Annotated in this window: 15 protein-coding genes; 8 read left to right on the top strand and 7 right to left on the bottom strand. The window is 67.8% G+C overall.

The features are described from left to right. The coding region (locus ACWDSL_RS45580; protein WP_450494638.1) for a hypothetical protein at positions 1-108 on the bottom strand (108 nt) is incomplete at its 3' end. 203 nt (positions 109-311) lie between these two features. On the opposite strand from ACWDSL_RS45580, the gene ACWDSL_RS45575 reads away from it, so the two are divergent. Next, positions 312-986 carry an HAD family hydrolase gene (locus ACWDSL_RS45575; RefSeq protein WP_450494632.1) on the top strand — a complete coding sequence of 225 codons (675 nt, stop codon included), beginning with the start codon at positions 312-314 and terminating at the stop codon, positions 984-986. Positions 987-1032: 46 nt separating this feature from the next. Here ACWDSL_RS45575 and ACWDSL_RS45570 read toward each other — a convergent pair whose 3' ends face one another. After that, positions 1033-1956, bottom strand: coding sequence for an RNA polymerase sigma-70 factor (locus tag ACWDSL_RS45570; RefSeq protein ID WP_450494630.1), 924 nt, complete (start codon positions 1954-1956; stop codon positions 1033-1035). Positions 1957-2339: 383 nt separating this feature from the next. Here ACWDSL_RS45570 and ACWDSL_RS45565 point away from each other — a divergent pair, with 383 nt between their 5' ends. From ACWDSL_RS45565 to ACWDSL_RS45555, 3 genes are all read left to right on the top strand, one after another. Next, positions 2340-3077: an SDR family oxidoreductase gene (locus ACWDSL_RS45565; RefSeq protein WP_450494628.1), complete on the top strand. Its 738-nt coding sequence runs from the start codon at positions 2340-2342 to the stop codon at positions 3075-3077. 172 nt (positions 3078-3249) lie between these two features. After that, a complete protein-coding gene (locus ACWDSL_RS45560; RefSeq protein ID WP_450494626.1) occupies positions 3250-3879 on the top strand; it encodes a hypothetical protein in 630 nt (209 codons plus the stop codon). 83 nt (positions 3880-3962) lie between these two features. Then, entirely contained in the window at positions 3963-5312 is a 1350-nt protein-coding gene (locus ACWDSL_RS45555; protein WP_450494624.1) for an NAD(P)/FAD-dependent oxidoreductase, read from the top strand. Between the two features lie 420 nt (positions 5313-5732). Here the strand turns inward: ACWDSL_RS45555 and ACWDSL_RS45550 are convergent, their stop codons facing one another. Together ACWDSL_RS45550 and ACWDSL_RS45545 are read right to left on the bottom strand one after the other, a co-directional pair. Then, on the bottom strand, positions 5733-6971 hold the full coding sequence (locus ACWDSL_RS45550) for an MFS transporter (protein ID WP_450494622.1): 1239 nt from the start codon (positions 6969-6971) through the stop codon (positions 5733-5735). A gap of 62 nt (positions 6972-7033) precedes the next feature. Continuing rightward, the gene (locus ACWDSL_RS45545) at positions 7034-7468 is read right to left on the bottom strand and encodes a cupin domain-containing protein (protein ID WP_450494620.1); all 435 of its coding nucleotides are present in this window, start codon (positions 7466-7468) and stop codon (positions 7034-7036) included. A gap of 244 nt (positions 7469-7712) precedes the next feature. On the opposite strand from ACWDSL_RS45545, the gene ACWDSL_RS45540 reads away from it, so the two are divergent. Further along, positions 7713-8651, top strand: coding sequence for a sigma-70 family RNA polymerase sigma factor (locus ACWDSL_RS45540; protein WP_450494636.1), 939 nt, complete (start codon positions 7713-7715; stop codon positions 8649-8651). 20 nt (positions 8652-8671) lie between these two features. Here the strand turns inward: ACWDSL_RS45540 and ACWDSL_RS45535 are convergent, their stop codons facing one another. After that, a complete protein-coding gene (locus ACWDSL_RS45535; RefSeq protein ID WP_450494618.1) occupies positions 8672-9583 on the bottom strand; it encodes an RNA polymerase subunit sigma in 912 nt (303 codons plus the stop codon). Positions 9584-9804: 221 nt separating this feature from the next. Between ACWDSL_RS45535 and qcrB the strand changes: the two genes are divergently transcribed. From qcrB to ACWDSL_RS45520, 3 genes are all read left to right on the top strand, one after another. After that, entirely contained in the window at positions 9805-11430 is a 1626-nt protein-coding gene (gene qcrB / locus ACWDSL_RS45530; RefSeq protein ID WP_450494616.1) for a cytochrome bc1 complex cytochrome b subunit, read from the top strand. Positions 11431-11553: 123 nt separating this feature from the next. Next, complete coding sequence (locus ACWDSL_RS45525; RefSeq protein WP_450494615.1) at positions 11554-12027, top strand: carboxymuconolactone decarboxylase family protein; 474 nt, start codon at positions 11554-11556, stop codon at positions 12025-12027. Positions 12028-12126: 99 nt separating this feature from the next. Continuing rightward, positions 12127-13092 (top strand): NAD(P)H-dependent flavin oxidoreductase, encoded by a 966-nt coding sequence (locus ACWDSL_RS45520; protein WP_450494613.1) that lies wholly within the window; start codon positions 12127-12129, stop codon positions 13090-13092. 40 nt (positions 13093-13132) lie between these two features. Here the strand turns inward: ACWDSL_RS45520 and ACWDSL_RS45515 are convergent, their stop codons facing one another. Both ACWDSL_RS45515 and ACWDSL_RS45510 read right to left on the bottom strand, forming a co-directional pair. Continuing rightward, positions 13133-13843, bottom strand: a complete 711-nt coding sequence (locus ACWDSL_RS45515; protein WP_450494634.1) for a PIG-L deacetylase family protein — start codon at positions 13841-13843, stop codon at positions 13133-13135. Positions 13844-13937: 94 nt separating this feature from the next. Next, entirely contained in the window at positions 13938-15479 is a 1542-nt protein-coding gene (locus ACWDSL_RS45510) for an MFS transporter (protein WP_450494612.1), read from the bottom strand. Positions 15480-15515: the final 36 nt, after the last annotated feature.

The following is a 15515-nucleotide window of genomic DNA, read 5'->3' as shown; positions in this document are numbered from 1 at the left end:
GGGTGCCATCCCCATCGGAGTTCCTGGGTGCCCCGAATTCGCCTTCTGGACCGCGTCCATGCACAGTCCGCGAATCGTGTTCACCGACAGCGTGTCCAGGTCGGTCATCGCCACGCCGCCCTTCCGTGCTCTCGATGCACCTGGGTTGGAGGCTTGGCCACGCGTGGGCCCTCTCATTCGCCCACTTTCACCAGCCTAGGCTTGCCCGTACCCACCCTCAACTCAGGTCGGCTCGGCGCGGCCCTTCACCGGATCCATCGCGCACTCTGGAAGGAAGCACAAGCGATCGCAGAACCGGAGGAGAACGAGCCATGGCCGGACCGGTAGCAGTGCTTTTCGATATCGACGAAACCCTGGTCCACACCGGAGATTCGGGAAGACGCAGCTGGGCCTGGGCCTTCGATCAGTTGCACGGGGTAGCCGCCGATATCGGAAAACACACCTCGGCGGGGGAGACGGATCCGCAGGTCGGCCGGGAAACGTTCCATGCCGTGCTCGGCCGGGAACCCAGTCACGACGAGCTGGCCCGCCTGTACGCCGCGTATCTGTGGCATCTGTCGGAGGACATCTGGGCTTCCAAGGGGTACCGCGTGCTGGACGGCGTCGAGGAAACCCTGCGACGGATCGCGGACGCGGGGGCCATCCTCGGACTCATCTCCGGCGCGATGGAAGGTGCGGCCAGGATCAAGATGGAACCGGGCAAGCTGGGCCGCTACTTCGTCTTCGGCGCCTATGGCTCGGACTCCCCGGACCGGGCGGAGATCACCCGCATGGCGATGGCCAAAGCCGCTCGGCTGCATGGGCGCGAGCTGACCCGCGACGAGGTGTACGTGGTCGGGGACACCCCTCGCGACATCGAGGCCGCGCACGCGGCACACGCTACCGGGGTCGGGGTCGCCAGCGGCCACTACACGGTCGAGGAGCTGAGTGCCGCCCAGGCCGACCACGTGCTCACGGCACTGACCGAACCGTTCCCGCAGATCTGAAAACCCTGCACCGAGAAGGGGCGATGCCGTCGAAGCGGTGCCGTGGTCAGTTCGACTGCCGACGGGCCTGCTTCACCTCGCGGTCGACGGCCCAGGCGTCGGCGACCGGCCCGAGGTGGCCGAGCTTATCGGGGTTGATCACCGTGCGGATGGTCTGAATCCGCCCGTCGAGCACATCGAGGGCCAGGGTGTGGAGCACCTTGCCGTCCCGGTCACGGAAGATGGCACCGGGCTGCCCGTTGACCTCGTGCGGCTCGAACGTCACGTCGATCCGGATCATCAAGGGGAAGACCGTGCCCAGCACCCGGGCCACGTTCTCCGCGCCCATGATGGCCTTGGCCAGCTGCGGCGCCTTGCCGCCGCCGTCGCCGACCAGTTGTGCGTCGGCGGCCAGCAGATTCCGCAGCCCGCCCACATCGCCGTCCTTGAGGGCGTCGAAGAACCGCGTCGCCAGTTCCTGCCGCTCCTGCCGGTCCGCCTCGAACCGCGGCCGTCCGGCCTCCATATGCCGCCGCGCCCGCACCAGCAGCTGCCGACACGCCGCCTCCGAACGCCCCACCGCCGCGGCGATCTCGTCGAACCCGTAGGCGAACACCTCGCGCAGCACAAACACCGACCGCTCCAGCGGGCTGAGCCGCTCCAACAGCAGCAGCGCGGCCATCGACACCGAGTCGGCCAGCTCCGCCGCCCGCGCCGGATCCTCGTACGGATCGCTCAGCAGCGGCTCGGGGAACCACGGTCCGACGTACTCCTCCCGCCGCACCCGCGCGGAACGCAGCACATCGATCGAGATCCGTGTCACCGTGGTCGACAGAAAGGCCTTGGTCGACGTGGGCCGGGTCGTCGAGCCGTCAAAGCGCAACCATGTCTCCTGCACCGCGTCCTCGGCCTCGCTCACACTGCCCAGAATCCGGTACGCGATCGAGAACAGCAGCGGCCGCAGCTCCTCGAACTCCTCGACCTTGCTCACGCCGGATCCCCTCCCGTAGAGGCCCTTCCACCTGGCCGTACTCGCAGGCGCGGGCACTTTTTGCTGATCATCCGGAACACCGGCAGGCCAGGGTAACGCCCCCGGCTGACCGTGATGTGCTCTCCTCCGTAACCGTCAGCGGCTTACACCTCCTGAGACGAGGCAGCCCCACCCCCTGTGACATGGCCGAGGAAATAGTGTGCCAAGCGGAGATTGAGCCAAGTGAGGAGTGGGTGGGTGTTTCAGGGGGTGCTGGGCCAGGCAGACCGGCTCGCGCGGCTCCGGCTCTTGAGAGATATGGAACGTGCGAGCCTGCGGTGCGCGTGCTTCGGTTGGTACATGAGCGATGAAACGGATGCAGCTCCTCGATGGGAGGTCATGCCATGAAGATCGCAGTCATGGGTGGTACCGGGCTGATCGGATCGCAGGTCGTGAAGAAGCTGAACGCTGCCGGTCACGAGGCGGTGCCCCTCTCGAAGTCGACGGGAGTCGACGTCATCACGGGCGAAGGGGTGGCGGAGGCTGTCGCCGATGCCGACGTCGTCGTCAATCTGACGAACTCCCCGACCTTCGACGAAGCCTCGGCGGTTTTCTTCCGGAAGTCGATGGAGAACCTGCTGACGGCCGGGGAGAAGGCCGGCGTCCGCCACTTCGTCGTGCTCTCCATCGTCGGCGTGGACCAAGTGCCCGAACTGGACTACTACCGCGCCAAGGCCATGCAGGAAGAGATGCTCGCCGCCGCGTCGATCCCTTACTCGATCGTCCGCGCCACCCAGTTCATGGAGTTCATGGACGCGACCATGTCCTGGACGACCGACGGGGACACCGTCCGTCTGCCCGCCACTCCGATCCAGCCCATCGCCGCCCGGGACGTCGCCGACGCGGTCGCCGAAGTCGCCGCGGGCGCGCCGCTGCAGGGGATCCGCAACGTCGCCGGCCCCGAGGTCTTCCCGCTCGACGAACTCGGCAGGATCACCCTCGCGACCCGTTCCGACGACCGTACCGTCGTGACGGACGACACCGCCGGCATGTTCGCCGTGGTCCGCGGGGATGTCCTCACGGGCAAGGAGGACGCCAGGCTGGCCCCCACTCGCTACGCGGACTGGCTGGCTTCCCGATAATTTCACACTGTGGTGCATCGACACTGTGCCGCACCGACACTGTGCGGTCAAAAGGATGGGCGACGATCACTACCCGTATTACTCTGTATCCCGGATGGGCTGCGGCACACCATGCACACGGTTCGAGACGTGCGGATGGGCGGCGTAAAGGGTCTGGGGATGAGAGGAACGCATGGTCTCGGTAGCCCATACGGCACAGAGTATTGAGATCACCGCAGAGAACCTGCAGGAGGAGCTGTGTCGCCTGGAGGCCCAGCGGCAGGCCCTGGAGCGGGAGCTGGCCGCGGTGGTGGCGCATCTCGGCTCGGTGCGGACGACCCTGAACGCTCTCCAGGGCCTGATGCGGGCGGCGACGCCCGCGTCCGGCGAGGCTGCCGCGGGTGTGGCCGTCCCGAAGCCGGTGCGGGCAAAGGTCACCGAGACGGCCCCGCCCACCCCGTCCGGCCCCGTGCCGCCGCCGGACGGTGCCGCGGTCGCACGGGCGGAGCCCGAGGCCCGGCCGCAGCGGCCCGAAGGACAGCAGAAGCAGCAGAGGCAGCAGAAGCCGACGCGCACCGCGCGACGTGGCGAGCGCGGCGATCGGAAGACCGACGGGCAGTACGGCAGGCTCACCGAACAGATCATGGAATTCTTCGCGGGCACCGATGGCGCCGATGTCCGCGCGCGTGACGTCGCCGCCGCACTTGGCCGGGACACCGACGCCGGCAGCATCAACGCCGTACGCAGCACGCTCGACCGGCTTGTCGCGACCTCGCGCGTCCAGCGCGCGGGGCGCGGTCTGTACCGCGCCACTCCGTCCTGATCACGTACGCGAGCACGCAGGTGTCACAACACACGGTTCTGACCTGTCAGTAAGGGTGGAACCGAGAGAAAACAGAGGACACCGTGCGTGAGATCCTGATCGTCGGCGGCGGTTACGCCGGCTTCTACACAGCGTGGGGCCTTGAGAAGAAGCTGCGCCGCGGGGAGGCGCGGGTCACCGTCGTCGACCCGCGTCCGTACATGACGTACCAGCCGTTTCTGCCCGAGGTCGTGGCGGGGTCCGTGGAGGCCCGGCACGCCGCCGTGTCACTGCGACGGCATCTGCGCCGTACCCGGGTGATCGCGGGAGCGGTGACGGAGATCCGCAACAGCGGTCGGACCGTCACCGTCCGGCCGGAGCGCGGGCCGGACTATCAGCTGCACTACGACATGCTCGTGGTGACAGCGGGGGCGGTCACCCGCACTTTCCCGATACCGGGGCTCAGTGAGCAGGCGTTTGGTCTGAAGCATGTCGAAGAGGCCGTCGCCGTCCGTGACCGGCTGCTGACCTCCTTCGACCGGGCAGCCGCACTGCCACGCGGGCCCGAGCGCCGGAAACTTCTCACGGTCACCTTCGTCGGCGGCGGCTTCTCCGGCGTGGAGGGTTTCGGCGAGCTGCTGTCCCTGGCGGCCGCGCTGCTGAAGCACTACCCGGAACTCGACGCCCAAGAGCTCGACTTCCACCTGGTCGAGGCGCGCGGCCGAATCCTTCCCGAGGTCACCGACGAACCCGGTGCCTGGGTGGTCCGGTCCTTGGAGCGGCGAGGGGCGAAGGTGCATCTGAACACCCAGCTCGTCTCGGCCGAGGACGGCCACGTCGTGCTCTCCAACGGTCAGGAGTACGAGTCGGGCCTGATCGTCTGGGCCGCCGGCAACGCGTCGAACCCCATCGTCCACAACCACACCGACCTTCCGGTCGATGAGCGTGGTCTGCTCGTCGTACGGGCCGACCTGCGTGTGGGTACGGACACGGAGGCGGTGCCGGACGTATGGGCCGCGGGCGACGACGCTGCCGTACCGGACCTCGCGGTGGGACGGTCGGGAGCACATACCGTGCCCAACGCCCAGCACGCCGTACGGCAGGGCAAGCGCCTGGCGAAGAACATCGTGGCGACGTTGCACGGGCGGAGGACCAAGAACTACGTCCACCACAGCCTGGGCGTGGTGGCCACGCTGGGTATGGGGCGGGGCATCTTCCAGTACCGGCGCCTCGTCATCAAGGGCTTGCCGGCCTGGCTCATGCACCGCGGCTACCACGTGCTCGCCGTGCCGACGTGGGAACGCAAGGTCCGCGTCCTCGCCGTCTGGCTCACGGCCGCCCTCTACGGGCGGGACATCGTCTCGCTGGCCTCGGTGCAGCGCCCCCGGGAAGCCTTCGTATCCCGGGGCAACCCTCGTAACAGTGACGAGCCTGCCGAGACAAAGGCTCGGTGATCCTGGGGCAGACCTGAGTGCCGTGTGTCGGCCCGGCCCGGCGGCGTACGAAGCCTGCCGAGGACCGGGCCGACGCGGCTGTACCCGCGAGAGCGCCTGCCGGTGCCGGTTACTCCACGAAGTACGAGTCGTGCCTCACGAAGAACTCGGCGCGCTCCTCGTCCGTGGCATCGGCGAGCTGCGACAGTCCCGCGGCGGTGCTCGGCGCCAGCGTCCCCGGGGTGCTCGCGGGCCACCGGCCTTGGCGCTCATCTCGACCCGGTAGAGACCGAATTCACCTCGCGTGGTGGCGGTGGTCGCCAGATGGCGAATGGCATCTCGGCCGGCTGTGCCGACATTCGGCGCGGTGTTCGCCGGCCGGAAGTTGGCATTGATCTCGCCGCTGTTCCCCGAAGCGCTTCTGCTTGCGGCCACGCTCTGTTACGAAGGACCGAACACCCCATGCGTATGTGACACGTTTGCCAGCCGCCGCTCCAGCGGCCGGATCGCCATGCTCGCCGTCAGCGCCAGGCAGGCCACAACCACCCACGGCAGCACCCGGTTTACGCCGTACAGGACGCCGAACAGGCCGGGCGTCACCATGTCCGCCGTCGCGAACGAATACTGGAACGCCGCCAGATAGGTCCCTCGCATCCCCTCCGGCGCCGCCTCCGCGGAGAGCGCGTTCGAGGCCGGGCCGTGCAGCATCTCCGCCGCCGCCCACAGCAGCATCACCAGTGCCAGATAGCCGACCAGCAGCGGCCCTGACGGCAGCGGCACCGCCAGGGCGGCGGCCACGCACCAGGCAGCCCACAGCCTGCCGCCCCAGGCCATCGCGCCGCCCCGGGAGGTGCGTCGTCGGGAGCGGCGGGTGACCTCGGCCGTACAGGTGGCCACGACCGCCGTGGTGATCGCGAGAAAGGCGCCGACCGTCCAGCCCGGCGCGTGCAGCCCGCGGATCACATAGACCGGGATCGCCACGGCGAGGAAGACCGTGCAGATGTTGAACAGCGTGTTCACGCCGATCAGCGCCAGATACGGCCGGTTGCGCAGCAACGTCCGTATCGCGTCCGAGGATTCCCCGTCAGGTCCGCCGGTCGTACGCGGCGCACCGCGTACGAACAACGCCACGGTCACCGCCGCGATGACGAAGGAGATGGCATCCGCCAGCACCATTCCCCGGTACGCGTGCTGCGAGCCGAGAGCGAGCAGCGCACCCGCGAGCACCGTGCCGGCGCCGGTACCGGCCGCCCGGATCATGCCTGCCCGGGCGAACCACTGGTCCCTGGCCTCCCCGTCCGCCTGCTCGGAGATCAGCGCGAAGATCGACGACCAGTACACCCGCAGCCCCACCGTCTCGACCAGCGCCGCGAGAAACAGCGACTGGGGACCGGCCACCCCCAGATACAGAAAGAACCCGGCCGCCTGCGACAACTGCCCCGCGATCACCACCTGCCGGGGCCCGATGCGGTCGACGATCCGCCCGACGAGCAGCGGCAGCAGGAGCGAGCAGGCGGTGGCGGCGGTCAGCAGCAGGCCGACATCGGCTTCCGACAGGTCGGTGACGGTGAGGAAGTAGACCATGGACAGCGGGAGACAGAGCCCGGTGCCGATGGCGTCGATGGCCAGCGCGGCCGGCAGCGCCCAGGCGGCGCCGTGGCGGACGCCGCTCCTTCGCACTGGGTGGTCCTCCGTTTCTGTGCGGCGGACTTTTCTGTGCGGCGGATGTCGAAGCCTGGTGACTACTGGAAGTCGCAGCCCGGGTTGGGGGCGTCCTGGGAGAAGGGGGCGCCGTGCGGCAGCACGTAGAGAACTTCCAGGACGACGTCCGTGGCACCGAGGTTCCGGCCGATGTGTACGTGGTCGGCGCCGGGCGGTTCCTCGAGGAAACGGCCCTGGGGGTACACACCGTCGAACTTGCAGGTGGCAGCGGAGTGGCTCAGGGTGCCCTGCTTGACATACGCGTACAGGGTGCCGTCGTGGAAGTGCCAACCGGTCGCCTGACCTGGCGGGATGGTGACTTCCCGCAGGATGTAGTCGCGCCCGCCCACGGTGGACTGGGCGATGACCTTGCCGGTCACACCAGGACCGCCCGGGGTCGCGTGCGCGAACCCTGCGGGGAGGGACAAAGTGATGGATAAAGCCCCAACAGCTCCCATACGGGCTATATTGTGCATGTCATTCCCATCTCATGGTGAGGTGTGGTGATTGTTGGGCCGGGCCCACGCGGATCAGCGTCCGCTCACCCTAGGCCACGCCCCGCATGGCAGTCGCTGGCGGTGTGTGGACACGAAATAACAATCCGTATTCGGCGGAGCCCTGCCGTTCCGGTGTCCGCCGGTCCGCGCGTCTTTCTGCCCCAGTCCTGTCACAGGACCGGGTTGATCCCGGTCTATGCAGGAGACGCGATTGGAGCAAGCCGTGACCTTCACCGACCACAGCCCCCTCAGCACCACGACGAACGCCCTTGACGAGGCCGTTTCTGTCTTTGTGCAGCTCCGGCCACGTCTTTTCGGTATCGCCTACCGCGTGCTCGGCAGCGCTGTCGAGGCTGAGGACGTGGTCCAGGAGGTGTGGCTGCGTTGGCAGAAGACCGACCGCTCCGCGGTGGTCAGCCCGGCGGCCTTTCTGTCGAGTGTGACGACCCGGTTGGCCATCAACGTCGCCCAGTCGGCCCGTGTGCGCCGGGAAACCTACATCGGGCCGTGGCTGCCCGAGCCCATTGATACGAGCTCGGACCCGGAGGTGGGCGCGCAGCGGGCGGAGGCGCTGGAGCTGGCTCTGCTGCTGGTGCTGGAGAAGCTGAGCCCCGCGGAGCGCGCGGCGTATGTACTGCGTGAGGCGTTTGATTACAGCTATCCCGAGATCGCCGACATGCTTCAGCTCAGCGTCGTCAATGTGCGGAAGATCGTAAGCCGCGCCCGTAAGCACCTGGGCGCGGAACAGCGGGAGAGCGTGGACGCGGAGGAACACCGACGCCTTCTGGACGCCTTCGTCGGCGCAGCTCAGAGGGGCGATATCGGCTCGCTGGAAGCCCTCCTCACCCCGGATGCCGTCAGCCTCTCCGATGGCAACGGGATGCGGGGCGCTGCGCGCATACCCGTTCTGGGCTGTGCGCGGGTGGCGAACCTGGCGACTGCCTATCCGCGGTTCTGGCGCGGCTTGGATCTCCGGTCTGTCCATGCCAACGGGCGTTCGGGAGTGATGATCTACCGCGGGGACGAGCCCAAGACGTTTCTGACGGTGGCCGCCTCGCGGGAGGGCATCTACCAGGTGATGTGGCTGTTCAACCCGAGCAAGATCGCCGCGTTCCTCGATTCACGCTCTCGCTCCGTATCGCCACTCGGCGCCCCGTCGTGAGCCCGGGCCCAAGGCCGTCACTACGCCTGTGACGGCCTCTGGCGTGCGCTGGGGGGTTGGTTCCAGGAGCGAAGCTTGTCGGGGTTGAGTACGACCCAGACCTGTGCCACGCGGTGGTCGGCGATGTCGAGGCTGATGACCGCGGCCACCTGGTCGTCGTAGCGCGCCACCAGACCCGTCCGGCCATTGACGGACTGGGCGGTCAGAGTGGTGCGCGGCCGCCGGACCAGCAGTGTCATCAGGCTGTGTGCGACCTGCTCGCTGCCGTGCACGGGTCGGGCCAGCGCGCGGACCTTGCCACCGCCGTCGAAGAACGCCGTGGCATCGGGCCACAGCAAGGACGCCAGCAGCCCGGCGTCCTCGGTCACACAGGCCTGCCGGATGGCACGGGCGACCGTGTCATGCTGCTCCGGCGTCGTGGGATGCGACCGCCGTGCCCGCAGACGGCGACGCGCGCGATCGGCGAGCTCGACACACTCCGGCCCCGTACGCCCCACGATGTCGGCGACCGTATCGGGTGTCATCCCGAACACATCGTTGAGCACGAACGCCGCACGCTCCGCCGGCGACAGAGAGTCCAGAGCATTCAGCAGAACCCCGCTGATCTCCTGTTCCAGCTCCGCGCTCGCCCGTGCGCCATCGGTGTCTCCCGCATACGGGCCGCCCCCCTCGCCCTGGTCCGTGTCCTCGCCGCGATCCGGCAGCGCCAGGCGGCCCAGACAGATACCACCCGCGGTCTTGGCAAGCCAGGAACGGGGCACCGCGATCCGCGCACGCGCCGCGTCCGACAGCCCGTACCACCGACGGTAGGTCTCATCGATGACACTCTCCGCCGCGCCGCCGCCGCCCAGCATCCAATAAGCGACATCCAGGAGATATCGGCGCTCATCAAGCAGCTCCGCGATGGGCACTGCATCACCGGCATGGTCCATACGGCATCCTCCCTCGCCTCAGTCCATGTGACAGGGCAGGCATGGATCTTGTGACATGGCGCGGGCGGTGCCTTCCGTAGCCGTGTCACATATGCGCCGGCCACTCGGTCTTATGTAGCAGCCACCGAATCGAGGCGTGTGGGGCGGGTGGAAGGCAGCGATGTCGGTCGACGAGCTCGATGTGGTGGTCATCGCGACGCATCACGAATGGTGGTAGAAGCATGGCCAACGCGGGCCGGTCAACTGAATCGCAGCGAGGGCGCAGAGGGGAAAAGGTCGCCGAATGGACCCGCGGGCGGCTGGGCGTTCACAATCTCACCAGAACCGGTATGCGAAAGGCATTCCCGGACCACTGGTCCTTCATGCTGGGGGAGATCTGCCTCTACAGCTTCCTCATCGTTATCGCCACCGGTATCTATCTGAGCCTGTACTTCCACCCGACGATGAACCAGGTGGAATACCATGGCAGCTATGTGCCCCTGCGGGGCCAGCTGGTGTCGGAAGCATTTGATTCAACCATGCACATCTCCTTCGATGTGCGCGGCGGCCTGCTGATCCGGCAGGCCCACCACTGGGCGGCGCTGATATTCGTCGCCGGGATATTCGCGCATATGATGCGCGTGTTCTTCACGGGCGCGTTTCGCAGGCCGCGCGAGCTCAACTGGGTGTTCGGATTTCTGCTGCTGGTCCTGGCCATGTTCGCCGGTTTGACGGGATACGACCTCCCGGGCGATCTGCTGTCCGGGACCGGACTGGTGGTCGTGAACGGAACACTCCTTTCCATGCCGATCGTCGGCACTTATCTGTCGATGTTCCTCTTCGGGGGTGAGTTCCCCGGGAACGACCTGGTGGCACGCTTCAACACCATCCATGTTCTGGTGATCCCCGGCCTCATGGTGGGGCTGATCGTCGCGCATCTGATCCTTGTGTTCCGCCACAAGCACACCCAGTACCCGGGGTCGGGGCGCACCAACAGGAACGTCATCGGCATGCCGCTCCGGGTGCACGCGGTAAAAGCGGCAGGGTATTTTCTCCTGGTCACCGGGGTAATCTTCATCGTCGCCTCGATCGCGCAGATCAACCCCATCTGGGAGTACGGCCCCTTCCGCCCCGATCAGGTTTCGGCGGGATCACAGCCGGACTGGTACATGGGCGTAGCGGATGGGCTGATACGGGTCATGCCCGGCTGGGAGATCAGTATCTGGGGCCATACCCTGGCCCTTGACAATCTGATCCCGCTGTCGGCGGGCGTCGGGCTGTTTCTCGTCATGGGCGCATACCCGTTTATCGAGGCCTGGGCCACCGATGACGACCGTGAACACCATCTCCTCGACAGACCACGCAACCGGCCAGTGCGCACGGCGCTCGGCGCAGCATGGATCAGTGTCTATCTGGTGGCGCTGATCGGCGCCGGGAACGACATCATCGCGACCCAGTTCCACCTCTCGGTCAATTCCGTGACGTGGGCGGTTCGCATCGGCCTCTTCCTCGTGCCCACCGTCGTCTATTCGGTGGCGAAGCGGTGGGCCCTCGGCCTTCAGCGCCGCGACCGGGACAAGGTGCTGCACGGACGTGAGACCGGCATCATCAAGCGCCTGCCGCACGGCGAGTTCGTCGAGGTGCACGAGCCACTGAGCCGGGAGCGACTGCACATCCTGACAGCGCATGAGCAGTACCAGCCCATCGAGTCCGGTGGCCCGGGTGTCCAGGGGGGCCCGGAGAGCAGCACCAGCCGCACTCGACGGTTGCGGGCCAGGCTCAGCCGGGGCTTGTACGGGGAGGGGACGCAGATTCCCAAGCCCACCGTCCAGGAGTACAGGGAGATCACCAGCGGCCATCGACGGTGATATGCGATCGCGGTGTCGGGGGCCGATCGTTGAGATCCAGCTCACATTCGCGCGTGTCACAGGGGGTCGGGCTGCCTCGTCTCAGGGGGTGTAAGCCGCTGACGATCACCGAGGAGAGACATCATGGACGCGCGACTGAACTACTTCACCATCCCGGCCGCAGGGAAGGCCCTCAAGTACTTCATGTCGGCGGGCAAGGAGCTCAAGGACATGCCACTGCCCGCCGCGACGCAGGAACTGGTGGCCCTGCGCGTGAGCCAGATCAACGGCTGCGCCGTCTGCATCGACATGCACACCAAGGAAGCCACCGCCGCCGGCGAGACCCCGGTACGGCTCAACCTGGTCGCGGCGTGGCGGGAGGCCACCGTCTTCACCGAGGCCGAACGCGCCGCACTGGCACTGGCGGAGGAAGGCACCCGCGTCGCGGACGCGGCCCACGGGGTCAGCGATGAGACATGGGCGCAGGCCACCGCCCACTACGACCAGGAACAGCTCACCGCCCTGGTCATCCTGGTCTCCTTCATGAACTCGGTGAACCGGCTCAACATCATCACCCAGCAGCCCGCCGGCAACTACCAGGCCGGACAGTTCCACTGACAGGCAGAGGGGCGATACCGGGCGACAGGAACCTCGCGCTCGCCGTGTTCGTATTGACTTTGCTTCGACCAGCACGGCCGAAGGGTGAGGAGTGCGGATATGGGACTTTCGACGGCGTTTACGGAACTGTTCGGTGTGGAGCATCCGATCGCCCTGGCCCCGATGGGCGGATCGGCCGGTGGCGCACTCACGGCGGCGGTCTCGCGTGGCGGCGGGCTCGGACTGCTGGGCAGCGGGAACGGGGATCAGGACTGGCTGGCCCGCGAGCTGCCCGTCCTGGTCGATGAGTGCGCGGGGAAACCCTGGGGCATCGGTTTCCAGACATGGGCCATCGACGACGGTGTGATCGCGCGGACGCTGGAGCACAACCCGAAGGCGGTGATGCTGTCCTTCGGTGACCCCGGTCCGTTCGTGGAGCGCGTCCGCAGCGCGGGCGCGGCGCTGATCATCCAGGTCACCGACGTGGAGGAGGCCCGCAGGGCGGTGGATCTGGGTGCCGATGTGATCGTGGCGCAGGGCACCGAAGCCGGTGGGCATGGAGCCCGGCACGGACGGTCCACACTGCCGTTCGTACCCCTCGTGGTGGATCTCGCGGCGCCGGTGCCGGTGTTGGCGGCCGGCGGGATCGCGGATGGCCGAGGCGTGGCGGCGGCCCTGGCGCTGGGGGCTACGGGCGCCCTGCTCGGCACCCGCTTCCAAGCCACGGTCGAGGCCCTGGTCGACCCCGCGACCGCCAGGGCGATCGTCGAGGGATGCGGGGAGGACACCGAGCGCAGCAGGGTGCTGGACATCGCCCGCGCCTCGCCGTGGCCGGGGCGGTACACCGCACGCACCCTTGGCCACCCCTTCCTCGACGAATGGCGGGGCCGGGAGGACGAACTCGCAACTGACCCTCACGCCCGGCAGGCATACGAAGACGCCGTGGCCCAAGGCGAGATCCCCGCACTGCCGCAGTGGGCCAGCCAGGCCATCGACCTCATCGACGACCTGCCGTCCGCGGCCGATCTGGTCGGCACCCTCGCCGCCCAGGCCGAGGACGCGCTGGCCCGAGCCGGCAGGCGCTGACACCTGACACCCGGCAGGCGGCGTTGAGGCTCGCCGACGGTCATCGGTTGAACAACTCGAAGACCACGGCTGGTTGCCCGCCGAACCGCGCGCTCAGCTCGCGGGTGTTGCCGGTCAGGAAACGACGCACATACGTCTCGGGATCCTCGTCGGTCAACGCCTCGATGTAGGCGCGGTGCTCGAGCAGCGAGCGCACCGCCCGCTCCAGGCCGGGGCCCGCCGGCACTGCGTGGGTGGGGTTTTTGGAGTTGGCGACAGCGACCCAGCGGACGCCGTTCCATGGTTGCAAGCCCTGCTCGGTCAGCTCCGGAAAGATCCAGCGGTTGCCGGCGTCCGCCACCGCGTCGAGCGTGGCGTGCCCCACGGCCACGTGGTCCGGGGTGTTCCAGACGCCACCGTCCCATGTGGTGTGATGGTTGAGGGTGATCACCAGCTCGGGCCGGTGGCGACGTACGGCAGCGGCAATGTCGCGGCGCAGGGCGACGCCGTACTCGATCGTGCCGTCCCGGTGGTCGAGAAACTCCACCACGGACACGCCAACGGCGGCGGCACTGGCCCGCTGCTCGCGCTCCCGCAGCGGTCCGCACTCAGCCGGTGCAACGGTGTCGATGCCTGCTTCGCCACGCGTGGCGAGGACATAGGCGAGCTCACGGCCCTCGTCGATCCAGGAAGCTATGGCGGCCGAGCACCCATATTCAAGGTCATCCGGGTGGGCCACCACGGCGAGGGCACGCTGCCAGTCCGTGGGCATGGGCTGCAACTGCGTAGAGTTCGACTCCGGCACGGTCTCTGCTCCTCATGGTGCGGCTTGGTCGGTACAAAACGTGATAGCGGACTTGTGTCACTCATCGTGGGCGGTGGTTGGGCCGTGGCTCAAGGGGCGGTGTCGTCAACCACCCATGCCTCCGGCATTGAGGTCGATGACGGTCCGGGGCCGCGCCGCGCACCGTGACGAAGGCCAACAGCGCCCCGAGCCCCAGAATCGCCGCGCAGATCGGCATCGCCCGGCGAAACGACTCGTTGAATGCCTCGCCCGAGCGATACGCGTCCGAGCCCATGCCGGTGAGCAGCGGCAGCGCCGCAACGGCGACAAGCCCGGCGGCCCGCGCGGCCGCGTTGTTGATCCCGCTTGCGAGTCCGGCGTTTCCGCTGTCCACCGAGGACAGCAGGGTCACGGTCAGCGGAGCGACGAAACTGACCATGCCGGCGCCTATGACCAGCAGGGCAGGGAGAACATCGCCGACATACGACGCGTCGGGGCCGACCCGGAGCATCATGAGCATCCCCGCGGCGGACAGCAGTGGACCCACGGTGAGGGGGATGCGCGGGCCGATCCGTTGGGCGATTTCGCCCGAGCGGGAAGAGAAGATCAGCATGAGTACGGTGGTCGGCAACATGGCGGTGCCCGCCTGAAGCGCGGAGTATCCGACGGCTATTTGAAGTTGCAGGGCCGTCAGGAAGAAGAAGCCACCCAGACTCGCGTACAGGCAGAGGGTGACCAGGTTGATGGCGGTGAATTGGCGGGAGGCGAAAATGGACAGCGGCATCATCGGATCGGGCCGATGCCGTTCGACGAACACAAACGCGCAGCCCGCCGCCACGCCACCGGCCGCGGAGAGCGCCACCACGACGCTTCCGTTCCGGGCCTCGATCAGCGCGTAGGTCGCCAGGGCGAGCGCAAGCGCCCCAAGGGCGGCCCCTGAAATGTCGAAGCCATGGTGTCGGCGTGCGCTGTCCCCCGGTATCGCCTCGGTTTCGGAGCCCGCCGCCGTTGCCTGATGCGGAGTGGCCATGGATTCCGGTACGTGGCGCAGCGCGATGGACACACACGCCAGAGCCAGTGGAATGTTCAGCAGGAAGATCCAACGCCAGCCAGGGCCATCCACCAGCCAACCGCCCAGGAACGGGCCGACTGCCGCGCCGATACCGCCGAATCCCGACCACAGGCCGACCGCGCGGGCCCGGTCATCCGGATGGAACGATGCCTCGATCAGTGCGAGCGAGCCCGGGGTGAGCAGCGCGCCACCGACGCCCTGCAGCGCGCGAGCGGTGATGAGCATGCCCATGTTGGGAGCGAGGCCGCACAGGAGCGAGGCCACGGCGAACCATATGACACCCAGGACGAAGATCCGGCGTCGTCCGAAGCGGTCGCCGAGGGATCCACCCAGCAGGATCAGGGCCGCGAGGGTCAGCATGTAGGCGTTGACGGTCCACTGGAGGGCCGTCAGACCGGCGCTGAGGTCTTCCCCGATATGCGGCAGTGCGACGTTGATGACCGTCGAATCCAGGAGAGCCATGCTCGAGCCCAGGACCGTGGTCAGCAGAATCCACTTGCCGCTGGGGGATGAGATGCGTGCCGTGGGTGGCTCGTACGAAGGGGCATCCATTCCGAGAGCATAGTGACGTCGCCCCCGCGCCATTCC

Source organism: Streptomyces sp. NPDC000941 (assembly GCF_053599555.1).
Note: the sequence above shows the minus strand (reverse complement) of the source record. Positions and strands in the feature narration are given on the sequence as shown.

What these genes read in the sequence shown, in the direction of transcription:
- ACWDSL_RS45575 (WP_450494632.1), top strand. Translation starts at nt 312, where the DNA reads ATGGCCGGACCGGTAGCAGTGCTTTTCGATATCGACGAAACCCTGGTC.
- ACWDSL_RS45565 (WP_450494628.1), top strand. Translation starts at nt 2,340, where the DNA reads ATGAAGATCGCAGTCATGGGTGGTACCGGGCTGATCGGATCGCAGGTC.
- ACWDSL_RS45560 (WP_450494626.1), top strand. Translation starts at nt 3,250, where the DNA reads ATGGTCTCGGTAGCCCATACGGCACAGAGTATTGAGATCACCGCAGAG.
- ACWDSL_RS45545 (WP_450494620.1), bottom strand. Translation starts at nt 7,468, where the DNA reads ATGCACAATATAGCCCGTATGGGAGCTGTTGGGGCTTTATCCATCACT.
- ACWDSL_RS45535 (WP_450494618.1), bottom strand. Translation starts at nt 9,583, where the DNA reads ATGGACCATGCCGGTGATGCAGTGCCCATCGCGGAGCTGCTTGATGAG.
- qcrB (WP_450494616.1), top strand. Translation starts at nt 9,805, where the DNA reads ATGGCCAACGCGGGCCGGTCAACTGAATCGCAGCGAGGGCGCAGAGGG.
- ACWDSL_RS45525 (WP_450494615.1), top strand. Translation starts at nt 11,554, where the DNA reads ATGGACGCGCGACTGAACTACTTCACCATCCCGGCCGCAGGGAAGGCC.
- ACWDSL_RS45520 (WP_450494613.1), top strand. Translation starts at nt 12,127, where the DNA reads ATGGGACTTTCGACGGCGTTTACGGAACTGTTCGGTGTGGAGCATCCG.
- ACWDSL_RS45515 (WP_450494634.1), bottom strand. Translation starts at nt 13,843, where the DNA reads ATGCCCACGGACTGGCAGCGTGCCCTCGCCGTGGTGGCCCACCCGGAT.
- ACWDSL_RS45510 (WP_450494612.1), bottom strand. Translation starts at nt 15,479, where the DNA reads ATGGATGCCCCTTCGTACGAGCCACCCACGGCACGCATCTCATCCCCC.